Source organism: Stieleria neptunia (assembly GCF_007754155.1).
In the GTDB taxonomy this organism is placed as follows: domain Bacteria; phylum Planctomycetota; class Planctomycetia; order Pirellulales; family Pirellulaceae; genus Stieleria; species Stieleria neptunia.
This window is the reverse complement of record NZ_CP037423.1, coordinates 10,011,423-10,027,652: the sequence shown is the minus strand read 5'-3', so window position 1 is coordinate 10,027,652 and position 16,230 is coordinate 10,011,423. Positions and strand designations below refer to the sequence as shown.

The following is a 16,230-nucleotide window of genomic DNA, read 5'->3' as shown; positions in this document are numbered from 1 at the left end:
CGCGGGGGGGAGGGGAGTCTTTGAGTCGTTGATTTCAAAGAGGTTTCGTCACTCTCCCTCTGGGGATTCTTCGTGGATTTTAATGGCGAATCACCCAGGACCCAGGTTTTTCGAGGCATTGCTGCGATGTCCGAATGGGTGTTGGACGACAACCGCTCGGTTCAAACGCCCCTCCGTTGACGCGGGCCGGTGGAGGGCACGAAGCACCTTCGCCGCATCGCAGAGCAGGTGATTCCTAGGCGGGTTGCTCCTCCGCAGAGCCCGTCTCCGCTACAGCTGGCTTCGCCATCCTACCGAACAGAACCATCGGACATCGCAGTCATCCCTCAACAAACCTTCCCCGAGTATCCGAGAGCAGCCACTAAAATCCGCGAAGACCCTCCTGCCACGAGGGTGACTGAAGAATTGCACGACACAGCGTTCGGCTACAACGTTCCCAGCACCCGGATCAGTGTGTCGATCACGACCAGGGCGGATTCCCGTTGTCGGCCGACCCGTTTCTTCGCGTTTAGCTCGATGCCCCAGGTCCTCGGCGGTTGGCCGCGTCGCCCCACGCCGACAAAAATACGGCCGTCGAATTCGGCCGGGGCGTTCGGCCCCAGATGCCCCGTCACCGATGCCGCCAGGTCCGCATGCGGCGTCATCTGCAACGCACCGGCCACCATTTGATGGGCGACCGGGGCGCTGACGGCGGTGTGCTGAAGCAGCGTGTCTTCGGCCACGCCCAGCCAACGCATCTTGCTGGCTTCTTGGTAGACGACAAAGGAACCGGCCAGCCAGGCGGACACACCGGGCACCGTGGCAAGCGTTGCCGAAATCAATCCGCCCGTGCAGCTTTCCGCCAAGACCAGCGTTTGTTGTTTCTCCCCGAGCAGCTCGACGAGTTGTTGGGATTGGGAGTCGAGATCCATGGCAGTCCGATGAATGATGCGTTGGGGGAAGGGTCGGTTTCGGGCGCGGCCTAATCCGAACCGCTGCACGGCCAACTTACCAGCCCGGACCAAAAATTGGTTGGGAAACCGGCGGCGGATCGTTAACCTGGACTCCGATCCCCGACGCGCCCCCAATGCTCGATTCCCCGACCCATGCACCAGCCCCCCACCGAATCCTGCTTGGCCAGCATCACCCCGGTTCCCGAGCGGGAAGCCGGGCGGGTGCTCACGCTCGGTTGGAAACTGCTGCTCAATGCATCGTTGCTGCTGGTGCCCGTGTTGATGGTCGGCCTGGTCTGTCCGCTGTTTGCCCTGTCGCTGTGGATCGGGTCCGGTCGCGCCCTGTTGGCCTCGGCTGTCGTGCTTCCGTTGGTCGTCGTGGCCCAGGTCTCCTGGGCGGGCACGTATCCGGAATGGCCGATGAACCAGTGGTTGGTGCGTCGCTTGCGTCGCTCCTGCCGTTCACGCTCGCGCGGGACGGACGAGCGTCGGTTGCATTGGATCGAGACGGCTCGGCTGGTCGAGTGGGTTCCGCGAGAGAATTGGAACGCGACGAAGCTGGACACGGCCGAGGACGTGATGCTGATTCACGTCGATGGCCGGGGGGTGGAAATGGAAGGAGATTTTTCGCGTTACCGGTTCCCGGCGGCGTCCATCATTGACGTGCACGTGGAGTCGGTGCGGCCGACCGGTTGCTTTCATCGTTTGCACTTCGTGGTGTTGACGGCGCGTACCGAAGAGGGGCCGCTGGAGTTTTCGCTGGCCTATCGAGACCATCGATTGGGCGGCTTGCGTTCACGCCATCGCCAGCGACAGACCGAGGAGCTGTGCGGGGAGATTCGCCGCATCGCCACCGGCGGCGATTTCAGCTATCGCGACCCGGACCTTGATCGCCCAGCCGGTGACCGCCAGCTGCATCGCGATCCGGCCCACGTCGGTGTTGAGGCCCCGGCTGGGCAGAAAGCGGCGGTGCGGTTGAATCCCTACGCGGCGCCGCGGTCGTTGTAATGCCACGCGGGACGGCGGTTCAACGGGTGTGAATCTGCCCGACGGTCGGCTGGCTGGCCGCGGGATCGGCTCCGGCATTCGGGGCGACCCCGCCGGCCAACAGGACGGTTTGGACGACGTCGATCAGCTGGTCCAGTCGGAACGGTTTGAACAACCGCGCCTTGGGGTGAAGTCCGTTTTGCAGCGCGTGGACGATCGAGTGGCCTGGGTCGTAGCCGAATCCGGTCATCAGGATCATCGGCACCGGGTCGACGATCTCTTTCAGACGCATCATCAATTGAAAACCGCTGTGTTCGGGCAGTTTGATGTCGCTGATGATGACGTCGTATTTGTCGTCTTCGCCGGCATCGCGAACCATCAAGACGGCCTGGTCTGCTCCGCGAGCGGTTTCAACGATGCAACCGTAGCGTTCCAGCAGGGTGTGGGCGTCCTCGCGGACGGTGCTGTCTTCGTCGACGACCAGGATGCGTTTGCCGCGTAGCAGCGCGTGTTCGTCCGAGGAGATGCCCGGCGGAACGGCTTCCAAGGGCGTCAGCCGCTGCCCGATTTGCTGGATGGTTTGCTTGATGTCGCGGGCGTTCTTCAGGATCCGGCGGATGCGATCGACCATTTCCGGCGAGTGGCCGATGTAGTCCTCCATCACGTTGACCGCATCGTTGAGGATCTCGTCGACGGGCAGCGCGACGGCGCTGTGGATCGCATTGCAGCTCTGCTGGGCGGTGTCGGCCTTCTGGGCAACGAGCAGTTCCAGCGTATTGAGTGCGAAGCTGATGTCGCGGGCAAAGATCTCTAGGAACTGCAGATCGCTCTCGCTGAACGCGGCGACTTCGGGGCTTTCGACGTTGATCGTTCCGAGCACCTGGTCGTTCAAGATCAGCGGAACCGTCAAGGAGCTTCGCGCGTTGGCGACGCCGGGAATGAACAACGGGTCGTTGATCACGTCGTAGCACAAGTAACTCGTCCCGCTGGATGCAGCATACCCGGTGATCCCGTTGCCTTGCGGATGGGCGAACAGTTTTCGGTCCGCCGCTTCCTGGTCGATCCCGACACTCAACAAGGGGACCAGGTTGCCGCTGGCTTGTTCGAGCAGCCGGATTTCGATCCATTCGAAGTTCAGCAGGTCGGTCAGGTAGTGGCGGATGTTGTCTTTGAGCAAATCGATCCGCTCGTCGACGCCCATCTGGTAGATTTCGGTCGGCCGCAAATCGGCCAGTTCGCGTCCGGCGCGGTGGATGGCGGCGAGTTTCTGCTGCTGCAAAATCTCGTCGGTGATGTCACCGACGGTCACCACCAGATGGGGCTCGGCGGCGTTGTCGCCGACCGGCGCGGCACGGACTTGAAAGAAGCGGTTGTCCGAGGTTTGGAAGGTTCCGCTGCTTTCTTCGCCGGTGGAAAAGGCGGTGTGGAACGGGCAGAGGTCCGATCCCATGATGTCCGGATTGCCCAGCAGGTCGTAAATCGTTTCGCCCGTCGGGTCTTCTTCCAGCTTGCCGGCCCAGGCTTTGAGGCGGCGGTTGGCCCACAGCACGCGAATCTTGTGGTCCAGCAGCGCGGCACCCTCGGGGAGATCGCGAAGCATCAAGCCGCTTTGGCAGAGCCCCCGCAGCTCGCCGAGTTCGGGAAGCAGCTCTCGGGCGATCCATACACCCTCAATCGAAGGGCTGGCAAGTTGATCGAGAACCGTCGCCGAGGAATCGAGCGCCAACACTTCCTCGTCCGAGAACCCGCGCGGGAGCGTTTGCTTGTCGCCTACGCAAATCAGCCGAATCGCCTCTGTCGACTCACCGGTCTGGCCGGTCCTGTCTTCAGTGCCGAACGGGGAAGTGGATCGAGTCATAACACGCCTCAGACCACGCAGTAAAAATCGGTCGAAGGCGACTCGCCTTGGGCCGCCTTTAGAAACTCACCGATGAACGCACATCCATACATACGTCGGTTCATCGGCACAACCTCACCAAAGAATCATACGAGAAAACGCGTGAACAGCCACCGTTGAACCCAGCCGAATACGCCCATTGACCACGCAAACCGCTTCAGCTGCCTGTCAACCCGCCTTGTGGTCGGATCATCCGCCCTAGCCGGAGGCCGTTGACATGGCTGCCGACTCCCGAATCCGTGGAATGTCAGTCGATGCGCGCCGCGGAACGCCGATCGCTGATTCTCTCTCGTCCAATCGCACGGCGTTTATCCAGCTTTAACACGGCCGTTTGACTCTTGTTCATCCCACCTGGGTGATGGGAAACCGTTTTCGCGTCCCAAGCGGACTGCCGATTGAGTCGGGATCTGCTGAATCAATGGTGAGCCGCTGGCCGTAAGGCCTCGGGCAGCGTCGCAGTGTCGCAGTGTCCGGCCGCTTACGCGTCGCGGCTCACCAAAGCGACAGCCCGCTCGCACCCTGCCGCTAAATCCTCAAGAGACATCTGGGGAAAAGCTTCGCAGCGATGCCTCGCAGGGCTGTCACCGCGGGCGGTCTTCATCCGCCGCCGGTGTTCCTACGCCGGGACGGGCATGTTAGTGCGTGGTCAACGCCTGATTTTCGTTACCGCCAAGATCCCGCCCGTGAGCTTGCTGGGGCCGCCGTCAGATCGATTTGCTGCAGTGTAGTCAATGCGATCGCGGCGCGCGGTCGATTGCGGGCGTTGATGCACATCAGCAAGTCACCTGCGGGGCTGCTGCGACATTTCGTGCAACTCAGTTTGACACCGCGAAAAAACCGGGGTCGATGTCGTCCATTGGGGGCGTGTCGCTTGAGAAAAAATTGATTTTCCTGCGGGGAATTCCGGGTGTTTTCGCTTCAGCGGGATAGGGCAATCGATCCCTGTCGGATCGAGATGCGCTGGCGGCCTGCTTCGGCTTCCATGGTTCCGTTTTGAACACCTGGGTAAAACTCGCGATTTGCGTCGTCTCTGCGTCGCGTGTTTGTTGACAGGGGTTTGAGCAGGTTTACATTCATGGGGCTGGGCAGTAGCCCATACTACGCAGCCGTTAAAAACCACTCGTATTCCCATCATCGGCTCACTGGCTGTGAGATCACTGGCTGTGAGACTTTTTAGGAGGACTCACTGAATGAAGAAAAGTATCAATCGAGGACTGGCAGGACTTTGCACCGCACTGTTGTTTGCGGCCAATGTCTTTGCCCAATGCGGCGATTGCGGGGGCTGCGCAAGCGGTTCTGGCTGCGTCACCGCCGGAGGGGCCGCCGGCCCTGCCGTCACGTACGAAACCCGGACGGTCATGCGACCGCAACTGGTGTCGGAAACCCGCCTCGTTCCGACGACGACCTACGAAACCGAACAGCGCACCCGAATGCGTACGGTGACGCGGCAAATTGCCAAAGTGCAAACCCGCGAGCAGACCTACACGGTCAATGTGCCCGAAATTCGTACCAAAACCGAGTCCTACACGGTTTGCGTGCCCGTCACGTACACCGAGGAAGTGCCTTACAAGGTGCAGGTCCCGGTGACGACCGAGGTCGAACAGACCTACACGGTGTGCGTGCCCAAGACGACCGAGGTCGAACGGACCTACACCGTTTGTGTCCCCTACAAAGAAACCGAGACGTACATGGCGACCGTCCCGGTGACCGAGCAGGTGGAGCAGGAATACACCGTTCACGTTCCGGTTCAAAAGACGAAGACCGAAACGTATGACGTTTGTGTCCGCTACACCGAGCCGGTCGAGCAGGAATACACCGTGCAAGTGCCGGTGAAAAAGATGCGGACCGAAAAATACCAGGTCTGCGTCCCCTACACCGATACGGTGACGCAAACGTATGCGGTCCGCGTGCCCTACACCGAACCGCACACCTACACCGTCCAGGTTCCGTATTGCGAAACGGTTCAGCAACCGTATTCGGTGAGCGTTCCCTACACCGATCAGGTCGAGCAGCCGTACACGGTGATGGTGCCCTACACCGTCGACGTCGAGGAGACCTACTCGGTTCAAGTTCCCGTCACGGAAACCAAGACCGCGACCCGTACGGTCACCAAGTGCGTGCCGGTGACGACCGTCAAGACCGTCACCGAGGACCACGGCAGTTACCAGAGTCAAGCGGTTGAAGCGGGTGCTGGTGCTGGTGCAGGCAGTGGTTGTGGAGCCTGTGGCGGAACCGCGGCTTGCAATCCTTGCGGCGGATGTGTCGCCGCTTGCAACCCTTGCGGCGGGTGCGCCACCGCTTGCAATCCTTGCGGCGGATGTGGCGGATCGGCCGGCGTCGTCGGCGGCAGCGGTTGTGCACCGGCGGTCAGCTATCGACAAGTCTGGGTGCCCAACTTGGTCACCAAAGAGGTCCCGGTCACGACGTACCAGCGTCAGACCACCGAGGAGCCGTACACCTACACGACGACCCGCTACGTCACCGAAACCAAGACCCGCACGGTCCCGGTGACCAAGTGTCGGCCGGAAACGAAGAAGCGTCTGGTGAATGTCACCCGCTATCGCACCGAGCAACGCATGCGAACCGTCCAGGTTCGAAAAATGCGTACCGAGGAGCGAACCGTCAACGTGACCAAGTACAAGACCGAAACGCATACCCGCGAAGTTCCGGTCCGACGCACGCGGATGGAAACGCATGAGCGACAAGTTCCCTACTGCGAAATGATGACGGAGACTCGAACGCGAACGGTCAACGTTCCCAAGACGCGGATCGAAACTCGCACCCGCGAAGTCCCGTATTGCGAAATGGTCCCTGAGACTCGCAAACGCATGGTGACGAAGTGCTCGACCCGCCAAGAGGAGCGGACGCGCGAAGTGACCAAGTATCGCAACGAGACCAAGACGCAGATGGTTCCGGTCACCAAAATGGTGAACGAAACCCGCACCCGCATGGTCCCTCAGACGACCTACAAGACGGAAGAAGGCACGCGGACGGTCACCAAGACTCGGATGGAAAACCAAACCCGCGAGCGTGAGGTCAACTACACCGTTTGTGTCAAACAGGAACGTGTCCGAACCTACAACGTCACCGTTTATGAAAACGTGACCGAAGAAGTTCCGGAAACGTACAATGTTTGCGTGCCCAAGACGACGATGAAAGAAGTGCAGGTGCAAGTCTGCAAACCCGTTCCGACCACGGTCCAAGTGCCCGTCTACAGCTACGGCTCGTCCGCCGCTCCTGGAGCCGGCTGCGTCAACTGTGGCGGCACCGCCCCGATCGCAACCGGCGCCGGTTGCACCAACTGCAACTGATCCTGCCACGACCCAGACGCTGAGCCCCGCTTCAAACGCAGCTCAGCGTTGGCACGATCACCCGCGAGACGGCCCCGACAAGGAAACTTGTCGGGGCTTTTTTTTGTGGTTGTGAGTCCTGGGTCCTGAGTCCTGAGAACCCCACCGCGGCGATCGCTGGGGTTTGCTATGCTGGGGGGCCTACATCGCCACAGGGAAAGAGTGCTTCATGACCGATCCGACTGCAACCGAACCGTTTCTCCCCAAAATCTCGCTTCGTTGGTTGATCGGATTGGTCACGGTGTGCGCCGTTGCGATGGGGGTGATTGAGCAAGCGATCACGACGGGGCAACAGTGGGCGGTGTTGACGACGGTCTTGATCGCGGCGCTGACCCTGCCGTTTTTGATGTACGTCGGATCGTTTTCGTTGGCGAGTTTGTTTTCGACGATCGGCTCGGCGGCCGTCGGTCCGGAACAACCGCTGCGGGTGCATGTGCCCACAACGGAAATGCCCGTCGCGATGGCGGATCGAAATCGCCGCGATGGCGCAACCTCATGAGACGTTTGCTTCGTCTGGTCGTCGTGTCCCTGGGGGCGCTGATCGTGGTCTCGGCCGGCGCCGAAGAGATTCAACTGGGGACGGCACCCTCCAATCCGGCCCAAGCCGGGTTCACGATGTTCGTGAGCACCGAGCGGTTGGGTAACGAGGGGTTTCAGCCGATCATGCTGCGGTTTCGGGCGATCGGCAAGTCGTTTACCCGCCAGCGACAGCTGCGCATCGTGTTTCGGCCACGGACCCAATACGCGACCGAGATCGATTTTCAGTTTTCCTGCCAGGTGACGGTGCCCCAAGGCGTCAAGAATTACGGCGTGCCGGTCCAGGTGCCGCACTTCTATCGCTGGGAATCCTGTTCGGTCCAGGTGATCGAAGACGGCCGGCGGTTGGGAAAGGTCACGTCCAGGTTGGCGATCCCGGCGTCGGTGCAAGACTGGGGGCAATACATGTCGATCGGGGTGATGGTCCCCCGAGACGCCGCGACCTCGACCGACACGTGGACCCGCTTTCCCGACCTGCGTTCGATCGCAACGATCCTGGGCGAAGCCGCGATCAGTGAAAAGGCCGACGTGCCGCGACTGTCCGAGAAGCAGTCGCGAAAGTTCCTCGACGACCTCGTCTACGGCTGGGCACGGTTCCGCGTGATCGACGAAGACGCCCTGCAGGCCTCGTGGATCGGATACAGCCAGTTGGACCTGATCCTGGCACCGTATCCGTTGCTGCAGCGAATTGAACAAGAGCAACCCGACCGATTGGCGGAACTCAAACGCTGGGTTTCCGCGGGCGGGCAGATCTGGGCCTACGCGGCACCGTTGCAAGCGGCACCCTCGCAGGCGGCACCCAATGACATTTCCGTCGACTCTGAAGCTGTTCGCGGAACGGGGCGAGCGGTCCAGGTTGACGGGGAACGACCGGAGGGCTCGCGCCCTGCCGCTAACAAGAATCCCCCGCTCGGCGTCACGCCGCTTGACCGCTCGCCGGCCGGGGCTGATCGGCCGAGTTGGCTCGGGGGCGCGCGAGGGGATGTCAACAAGTCGTTCCGGTATTGGGCCAAGCCATCCTCCACGATGACGCTCAGCCAGCCCAACGACACCTCGGCGATCCAGTACCAGCCTTGGAACTATGGGACCTATTACTCCAATTCGTACGCCTACGGTTCCAGTGAGAAGACGCGGAAATCGGTGTACGAAGATCTGGTGGCGGTCAAGCATCCGATGGTTCAGACGGTGACCAAAAAGAAACTCCTCGCCGGGCTGGGGGTGATGCCGTACGGTTGGGGGCGTGTTGTCCTGATCGAGCAAGAGGATCCGTTTCCGGGGTCGTTCCAGCTTTGGAAGTCGTTGGAGATGGACAAGCAGAAATGGGGCGAGCGGAACGGCGTGGACTACGCCACCGGTAACGACAGCTACTGGGCCTGGTTGATGTCGACGGTGGGCCAGCCGCCGGTGACCATGTTTGTGATCCTCAACGGTCTGTTCGTGTTGATCATGGGACCGCTGCTGTACTTCGGGTTGCGGCGTCGCGGGCGGCTGTACTTGCTGTACTTTCTGGCGCCCGCGCTGGCGTTCTTCGCCACGATGGGATTGTTTTTCTACGCCTTTCTTTCCGACGGTTTTGACAACCGGGCTCGGATCCGGCAATTGACCTGGATCGACGGTCGGCATCCCGTTTCGCCCCCAGGCGACGGCCAGCCGCGACGCGTCCCGGTGATCGACCAGTCGCGTCAGACGTATTACACCGTGGTCGACAATCAACGGGGATTGCGGTTCCCCGGCGACGCGTTTGTGTTGCCGGTCCATCATTCGGAAATGATGAACAACTACAACTACTATTCCGCCGACGACTCGCGGCCGGGTGATTATTTGATCGATCAAGTCGGCGACGGCCGGCTGTACTCGGGTGACTTCCTGCCCACACGGACTCAGGTTCATTATCTGGTCACGCGTCCGCACGTCGGAGTGTCTCCGGTCGAGATCCGTTTCGACAACCAGGGCGTTTCGCTGACCAACCATTTGCCGACGCCGCTGTCGATCGTGGGCGTGCGCGACGACCAAGGCAAGTACTGGATCACCCGGAACGTGGCGTCCGAAGCGACGGTGGCGCTGGAACAGGCAAACTCCAACACACTTTCCATGATCGCACTCGGGGTCGTCGATCCGGATTCGTCCCAGATGCCGACGCCGTATCAAAACCGTGTCTCGATGAACGACCGAACCGGGATCGAAGAGCGGGTGTTGGATTTCTCGCGAAATCCGCAGCGGCGTTCCTTTCTGGCGCTGACCGAAGTGCCGGCGGACCAGTTTGCGCTCCGCGAATGTGTGCAAGATGAATGCGTCCGGATGATCGGAGGGCTGCTGCCGTGACGGGGTTGAAGACCGCTGTCCCGCCAACATCTGTCCCGCCGACACCCTGGCAGGGACCGATGATCGAATTGCAAGACGTGACGCGATTGTTCGGCAGCACCCGCGCGGTCGATCACGTTTCGTTCATGGTGCCGCGGGGCAGCGTGTTCGGCTATATCGGTCCCAACGGGGCGGGGAAAACGACCAGCATGCGGATCCTGGCGACGCTGGAATTGCCGACCGCCGGCGACGCCTTCATCGAAGGCCTGTCCTCGGTCAACGATCCCGACCGTGTCCGCCGGCGACTGGGGTTCATGCCCGACGCGTTCGGTTCGTACAGCGACACGAATTGTGCCGAGTACCTGGATTTCTTTGCGCGTTCCAACGGGCTGGTCGGACGCGAGCGGACGCGGCGGATCCGCTGGGTGATGGACTTCACGGGCCTGCGTTCGATGGCCGAAAAACCGATCACCGGCCTCAGCAAAGGAATGCGCCAGCGTCTCTGTCTCGGTCGCGCCCTGATCCATGACCCCTCGGTGCTGATCCTGGATGAACCCGCCGCCGGGCTGGACCCGCGGGCTCGGATCGAATTGCGGCAGATCATTCGATCGCTGGCCGCCGATGGCAAGACGATTTTGATCAGCAGCCATATCTTGAGCGAGTTGGCCGAGATGTGCGATCGAGTCGGCATCATCGAGCAGGGGCGGTTGCTGGCCAACGACACCGTCGCGGGTCTAAAAGGCAATTCGCAAACGCATTTGGATTTGATCGTCGTCATCGACGGTGAAACCGAGACCGCCAAAACGATCCTCGCGCAGTGTGAGCAAGTGTCCGATGTCGTGGAACTCAATCGCACGCTGCAGTTTCGCGTCGCCGGCAATCGACAGCACCAGATCGAGATCTTGCATCGTCTCTGCGACGCCCGCGTGAACGTTTTGGAATACCGAGTGGTGGATGAATCGTTGGAGGATCTGTTCCTAAAGGTCACCGCGGGGAACGTGCAATGAGCGATCCAGGTGCATCGAGACCTGCTGGGGACGGCGCCGACGGCGATCCCAGACCGGCGGCCGACCAAGCGGCGCCAGCGGTTGCCGAGCTTTCACTCGGCGGCGGTGGCCAAGCGATTCCCTATCCGGCACTGGCGCTGGATCCCGACGCGAGCGGTTTTTGGGGCGGGGTGGATCGGGCGACCGATCGGTTGACGAGTCTGTTGAACCCGATCTTGGTCAAGGAGGCCCGGCAGTCGCTCAAGAGCAAGCAGTTCCTGATCACGTTTTTTTGTTTGCTGGCCGCGTCATGCGTCTGGACGATCATGGGGATCGTGTTCAACGCGCCGGATGTGTATTACATCCCGACCGGTGAATCGATGATGATCGGCTACTTCATGATCTTGTCGGTTTCGATGTTCGCCTTCGTGCCCTTGGTGGCGTTTCGGTCCTTGGCCGCGGAGCTGGATGAAGGGACGTACGAGATGTTGGCGATCACACGCTTGACGGCCTGGCGGATCGTGTCGGGGAAAATGAACAGCGCCGTGCTGCAGATGCTGATTTACTTTTCCGCGATCGTGCCCTGTTTGGCGTTTTGCTACCTGCTCCGTGGGATCGGGTTGCTGACCATCATCTTGGTCGTCGCGATCATCTTTATCACGGCGATGGTGCTGACCGCGCTCGCCCTGGTGCTGTCGACGCTGGCCAAGGGTCGGACGCTACAAACGTTTCTGCTGGTCGGCTTGGTCGCGTTCATCGTGGTGGTGGAGTTCACGTGTTGCGGTTTTGTTTTCTCACTGGTGTTACCCGAGCAATGGAGTGGGACTTGGTTCGGGTTTCTGGCGTGGTTCACCGTCGCGGCGTCGTTCGTCGTGCTGTTTGTGGGCGCGGCGGCGGCCCGGATCGCGCCGGTCACGGAGAATCGCTCGACCCGGTTGCGCGCGATCTTGTTTTTCCAACAGGCGATCTGGGTGGTGACAATGGCCTACACCGCCTGGGCGAGCGGCGATTTTGAATGGATCAATGACGGGCTGCTGTACCTGGGGATTTTTTGGCTGGTGGTCGGGATGTTCATGTGCGGCGAAGCGTCGGATCTGAGCCCCCGCGTGCGGCGTGGATTGCCGGCCACCTACGGGACTCGGATGCTGTTCACGTGGTGGATGCCCGGGCCGGGGACCGGATTCATGTTTGTCGTCGCCACGGGCGTGGCGGGTCTGGTGGTGTTGGCCGCGGTGGGTGTGTTTGGTGTCCGGACGGGCATCGCCGGGGGGACGAGTGTCGACACGCCGCCGCCGATTTTTGCCGCGATGATGATGGGCTATCTGCTCGGTTATCTGGGCATCATTCGTTTGCTTTCGATGCCTTTTTTGAAGCGATTCGGGCCCTCCTTCGCCGCCCCATTGATTGCCGCCTTGGTCGCTTACTTTTTAGGCGTGATCGTGCCGGCGATTATCGATGTGGCGATCCAAGGCCGTGTCTCGTTCAACTACTCCGCCTTGCACGCGAGCAATTGGATGTGGACTTGGAACGAAGCCTTTAGCTCACGGGGGCTGCCGGCGGAAGTCGCGATGTTGATCCTGGCGGTCGGTGCGGGAGTTTTGGCGATCAATTTGATTCCGCTGTTTCGCGAGTTCCGGCTGCGGAAAATCGCAGTCCCGTTGCGTGTCAAGCAGGATTTGGCGGACGAGTCGGAAAACCAACTCGTCCAAAGCGGTGGCGGACGTTAGATTGATTCGGCGTCGACCACAAAACCATTCGAAACGGAGTTCCCGGTGTCGCGATCGAAAATCCAAATCGACAAGCTTCGCAAAGTCCTCTCGCAAGCAAAGAACCAAAACAGCTTGCTCGGGTTGCAGTCCTTGATCGATGACGAGGAGGACTGGTTCGATGAACCCGAGTTTGACTGCCAGGACGTCAACGCTTGGTTTGTCGCGATCCGAGAGCTGTTGGAAAGCTTTCCCCACCAGATGAGGTCCGAGCAAGCTCGCCAGCGGACCAACGGGACGCTGCCGGCCAAAATCCACATCGAAAGGATTTATCGTTGCGGGGAAATGCAGGGAACGTGGTCACTCGATGGAGTCCGTCACAACGTCTACTTGACCGTGGACGCGGAGTCGGCGCCGGCGGGTTGTGATTGCCCCGCATCGGGCGGATTCGAACCCTGCTTGCACTGCTATCAATTTGTGACGCACGCGCTCGCACAATTGCAGCACAACCAACCCTTGCGGTCGCGGATCGCGCAAGGCGTGCTGGAGTCGGGGACGCCGCCGCGCGACGCCTATTCGCTCGACCCGTCCACCCTCGCGATCGCCGAGCTGAATCGAATTGCGGCCGAGCAAAGCGATCTGTTCTCCGATGTCGCCGACGAAGATGACGATCTGCTTCCGCCGTTGGCGGAGAACGTGCCGCGCCGCATCCTCTGGGATTTCACCGAGAGCAGCGGTGGCTATCTGTCGGTCCGACCGCTGTTGCAGCAAAAAAAGAAACGTGGCGGTGGGTTCACCAAGGGCAAGAAGATCCGTCTCGATAAGCTGTTGACGGATCGTTCCCTTCCGTTGACGGACGCGGATCTGGCGGTGGTCGCCAAGATCGAGCGTGCCGAGCGGTATTACTACGGCGACTCCAGCTACCAGTTGGACGCGATCGAAGCGATCGAGCAACTGGTGGGGCAGGACAATGTGGCCTGGGATTCGGATCCGATCGCGATCCGAGAGTATCCCAATTACCTTGCCGTCGGGACGTCCAAGGACAGCCACCGCGTCCTGTTTTCCAATGAAGACGGATCAAAGATCTATTCCAAAGTGATCGCGTCGCGCGAATCGTTTTTGCGAATCGACCTGGACGCCGACGAGATCTTGGTCGGCAAGGCGACGTCGCAGGAAGCCGAGTTGATTCGTTCGCTTTGCCAATTGCCCCCGGTCGCGTTGGACCGTCTCGAGGACCTGCTGGAGCCGTTGGCCAAACTTCAAAAACAGATCTCCATTCTGTTACCGCCTTCGGTGGCAGGCCCGGTCAGCTTTGTGGACGCCCGTGCGGCGATTTTGCTTCGCAGTCGAGCCGACGGCAGGCTCGATTTCGGGCTCCGCGTCCGCGACGCCGCCGGCGTGTTGCGTCGACCGCTGGCCGGGCCGATGGTGGTGGCGACCGAGCGCGAGGGCAAGAAGCGGCAATTGGCCCGCTCGGTCACTCGAGAGTCCGGGCAAATCGATCGGTTGCTCAAACGCTGGCGTCTGTCGGTGGACCGCGAGAATTGGTTCGGAACGATCGATGACTTCGGCGACGCGCTGCGTCTGATCGAAGACCTGCAGTCACCCGAAAGTGGCGTTGAGGTGTTGTGGGATCGCACCGGCGAAAAACCGGTCTCGGTGCTCGGAAATTTGTCCAGCAGCAACGTCAAGGTCGACATCACCAACAAACGCAATTGGTTCGGCGTCTCCGGGGAATGCACGTTCGGCGAGCACTCGATGCCGTTGGCGGATCTGATCAACGGGCTGCCGGCGGACGATCAAGGCGGCGTCGGCGATTACATCAAATTGGCCGATGGGCAATGGGCCCGGATTTCCGAAGGGTTGCGGAAGCGACTGAAACGATTGCAGGACGCGACGCACAAGGATCGCAACACGCTGAAGCTGGATGCGACGGCGGCTCCCGCGATTCGTGAATTGGTCGATTCCGACGTCGCCGTCAAAGCCAGCCGGGCTTGGGAAAAGTGCATCAAACGATTGGCCAAGGCGGAGAAGCTGGATCCGCGCGTGCCGAAAAATCTGGATGCCGATTTACGCGATTACCAGGTCGACGGTTTCAAGTGGTTGCGGAAGTTGGCCGAGTGGGGTGTCGGCGGCATCTTGGCCGACGACATGGGGCTGGGCAAAACGCTGCAAACGCTTGCCGTCTTGCTGGATCGATCCGCCGACGGACCGGCGCTGGTGATCGCGCCGACCAGTGTCGGGTTCAATTGGCAGCGTGAGGCCGAACGGTTTGCCCCCGACCTGGACGTCCACCTGTATCGCGAAACCGAGCGCGGCGAATTTTTGCCGACGGTCGGGCCCCGGTCGCTGGTGGTCTGCAGCTACGGTCTGGCCTTGCGCGATGCCGAGGCGCTCGCCGGCGTGTCGTGGTCGACGCTGGTGTTGGACGAGGCCCAGGCGATCAAGAACAGCCGCAGCAAGACCAGCAAGGCGATCGCCGGGATCGATGCCGACTGGACGGTCGCGCTGACCGGAACGCCGGTGGAAAACCACCTCGGTGAATTGTGGAGTCTGTTCCACGTCGTTTCGCCCGGCGTCTTCGGCGGTTGGGAACAGTTTCGCAAGCGGTTCGCCGGGCCGATCGAAAAGGAAGGCAGCGAGTCGGCGCGCCACGCGCTCGCCGAGCGGTTGCAGCCCTTCGTGCTCCGCCGCACCAAGTCCGAGGTGTTGACCGAATTGCCGCCCCGCACCGAAATGAACCTGTATGTCGATCTGAGTCCGGCCGAGCGCGCCGAGTACGAGAAGGTGCGTTTGGCGGCGATCGGCGAAATTGAAACCCTGGAAGCCCTGCCGGACATCAAAGACCAACGGTTCAAGATTTTGGCGCTGATGACACGGCTGCGGCAAATCGCCTGCCACGCCGGTTTGGTCAACAAGCAGTGGACCGATTCGTCGGCCAAGCTCGATCAGCTCTGTGAAACCTTGGACAGTCTCCGCGAAGAAGGGCACCGGGCGCTCGTGTTCAGCCAGTTCACCGAGCATCTGGCTCTGATCCGCAAGGCCCTCGATGAGCGTGGGTTCACATACCAGTACCTGGACGGGTCGACGCCCGCCAAGGCGCGGCAGGTGGCCGTCGACGAGTTCCAAACCGGCACCGCCGACGTCTTCCTGATTTCGCTCAAAGCCGGCGGAACCGGTTTGAATCTGACCGCCGCCGACTACGTCATCCACATGGATCCCTGGTGGAATCCGGCGGTGGAAGACCAGGCGACCGACCGGGCCCACCGGATGGGGCAAGACAAACCGGTGATGGTCTACCGGATCGTCGCCCGGGGGACGATCGAAGAGGAAATCTTGGCGCTGCACGAATCCAAACGCGATCTCGTCGCCGGCGTGATGGCCGGGACCGAGGCCGCCGCCAAACTGTCCAACGACGATCTGATCCGGATGCTGAGAACGTAATTGGGCCGGTTTCCGTCGATGACACCTTGGCATTCGCCCGCTATCCTGTGACGATGCCCGCGTTTGACGGGAAAAATTCGATCTTCATCT

9 protein-coding genes are annotated in these 16,230 nt (G+C 61.0%); 7 read left to right on the top strand and 2 right to left on the bottom strand.

The window, feature by feature from the left end:
- Positions 1 to 425: 425 nt before the first annotated feature.
- Complete coding sequence (locus Enr13x_RS34585) at positions 426 to 911, bottom strand: CinA family protein (RefSeq protein ID WP_145391457.1); 486 nt, start codon at positions 909 to 911, stop codon at positions 426 to 428.
- Between the two features lie 174 nt (positions 912 to 1,085).
- Between Enr13x_RS34585 and Enr13x_RS34580 the strand changes: the two genes are divergently transcribed.
- Positions 1,086 to 1,940 carry a hypothetical protein gene (locus tag Enr13x_RS34580; protein ID WP_145391455.1) on the top strand — a complete coding sequence of 285 codons (855 nt, stop codon included), beginning with the start codon at positions 1,086 to 1,088 and terminating at the stop codon, positions 1,938 to 1,940.
- Between the two features lie 19 nt (positions 1,941 to 1,959).
- On the opposite strand, the gene Enr13x_RS34575 is transcribed toward Enr13x_RS34580, so the two are convergent.
- Positions 1,960 to 3,777 (bottom strand): response regulator, encoded by a 1,818-nt coding sequence (locus Enr13x_RS34575; protein WP_145391454.1) that lies wholly within the window; start codon positions 3,775 to 3,777, stop codon positions 1,960 to 1,962.
- Between the two features lie 1,229 nt (positions 3,778 to 5,006).
- Between Enr13x_RS34575 and Enr13x_RS34570 the strand changes: the two genes are divergently transcribed.
- The 6 genes from Enr13x_RS34570 (at position 5,007) to Enr13x_RS34545 (ending at position 16,140) form a co-directional block, all read left to right on the top strand.
- The gene (locus tag Enr13x_RS34570) at positions 5,007 to 7,127 is read left to right on the top strand and encodes a hypothetical protein (RefSeq protein WP_145391452.1); all 2,121 of its coding nucleotides are present in this window, start codon (positions 5,007 to 5,009) and stop codon (positions 7,125 to 7,127) included.
- Positions 7,128 to 7,335: 208 nt separating this feature from the next.
- Positions 7,336 to 7,665: a hypothetical protein gene (locus Enr13x_RS34565; RefSeq protein ID WP_145391450.1), complete on the top strand. Its 330-nt coding sequence runs from the start codon at positions 7,336 to 7,338 to the stop codon at positions 7,663 to 7,665.
- The gene (locus tag Enr13x_RS34560) at positions 7,662 to 10,025 is read left to right on the top strand and encodes a hypothetical protein (protein ID WP_145391448.1); all 2,364 of its coding nucleotides are present in this window, start codon (positions 7,662 to 7,664) and stop codon (positions 10,023 to 10,025) included. Before Enr13x_RS34565 ends, Enr13x_RS34560 begins: the two co-directional genes overlap by 4 nt.
- Before the next feature lie 59 nt (positions 10,026 to 10,084).
- Entirely contained in the window at positions 10,085 to 11,011 is a 927-nt protein-coding gene (locus tag Enr13x_RS34555; protein ID WP_145391447.1) for an ABC transporter ATP-binding protein, read from the top strand.
- Positions 11,008 to 12,717, top strand: coding sequence for an ABC transporter permease (locus Enr13x_RS34550; protein WP_145391445.1), 1,710 nt, complete (start codon positions 11,008 to 11,010; stop codon positions 12,715 to 12,717). Before Enr13x_RS34555 ends, Enr13x_RS34550 begins: the two co-directional genes overlap by 4 nt.
- 45 nt (positions 12,718 to 12,762) lie before the next feature.
- Positions 12,763 to 16,140 (top strand): DEAD/DEAH box helicase, encoded by a 3,378-nt coding sequence (locus Enr13x_RS34545; protein WP_231743952.1) that lies wholly within the window; start codon positions 12,763 to 12,765, stop codon positions 16,138 to 16,140.
- Positions 16,141 to 16,230 lie beyond the last annotated feature (90 nt).